Annotated in this window: 2 protein-coding genes; both read right to left on the bottom strand. The window is 78.1% G+C overall.

Annotated elements, in window-relative coordinates:
- Positions 1–9: 9 nt before the first annotated feature.
- Positions 10–519: a hypothetical protein gene (locus SSOG_RS55005; protein WP_009717966.1), complete on the bottom strand. Its 510-nt coding sequence runs from the start codon at positions 517–519 to the stop codon at positions 10–12.
- Positions 516–750: ComEA family DNA-binding protein (locus SSOG_RS29755; protein WP_167542521.1), on the bottom strand; the 235-nt coding region annotated here is incomplete at its 5' end. The genes SSOG_RS29755 and SSOG_RS55005, both read right to left, overlap by 4 nt.

Below are 750 nucleotides of genomic sequence, written 5' to 3'. Positions count from 1 at the left end.
GACGTGCCGTCAGGCGCCGTGACCCTGGTGGCCTCCGCCTCGACCACCACCGACACCGGGCGCGAGCGCGGCCCCGCGCACTCGGGGGCGGCTGAGCCTCGGATCCCTCGTGACCGTCACCTCGGCGGTCGTCTCGGCGAACTCCCCGGCCAGCGCGGGGACCGGTCCGCGCCGCACGTCCGCCGCGTGCAGCGCGGCGACCGCCCCCGCCGTGGCCGCGCACAGCAGGACCGCCGCCAGCGCCCCTGCCGTGCGCCGCTGGGTCCGCCCCATGGCGGCCCGGCGCCGACGGGTCACGTACAGCAGGACGGCTGCCGCCAGGAAGGCACCCGCGCAGACCGCGGCCACGGTGCGGCCGGGCGTGCCCAACGCGACCGCCGCCGCGGCCCAGGCCGCCAGCGCGGGCGGCACCAGGCGGAGGTCCGCCGGACCCTCCTGGCGGGGATCGGACGCCCCGCGCGGTGAGGCGGCGGCCGCGTGCACCGGGGCACGGGGGCGTGCCGTATGTACGGACGTCATGGCTGAACCAGCGGGCGGAGATCGGCGAACCGGCGCTCGCCGATGCCGTTGACCTCGCGGAGTTCATCGATGGAGCGGAAACCGCCGTGCTGGGTGCGGTAGTCGAGGATGTGCCGGGCCAGGACCGGGCCGACCCCCGGCAGGGTGTCGAGCTGCTCCGCCGTCGCCGAGTTGAGGCTGATCGTCCCGCCGGACGGTGCGGGTCCGGAACCGGAGGCGGGGGCCGGGCCG

The organism is Streptomyces himastatinicus ATCC 53653, from assembly GCF_000158915.1.
GTDB lineage: Bacteria > Actinomycetota > Actinomycetes > Streptomycetales > Streptomycetaceae > Streptomyces > Streptomyces himastatinicus.
This window is presented reverse-complemented; position numbering and strand designations above follow the sequence as displayed.

What these genes read in the sequence shown, in the direction of transcription:
- SSOG_RS55005 (WP_009717966.1), bottom strand. Translation starts at nt 519, where the DNA reads ATGACGTCCGTACATACGGCACGCCCCCGTGCCCCGGTGCACGCGGCC.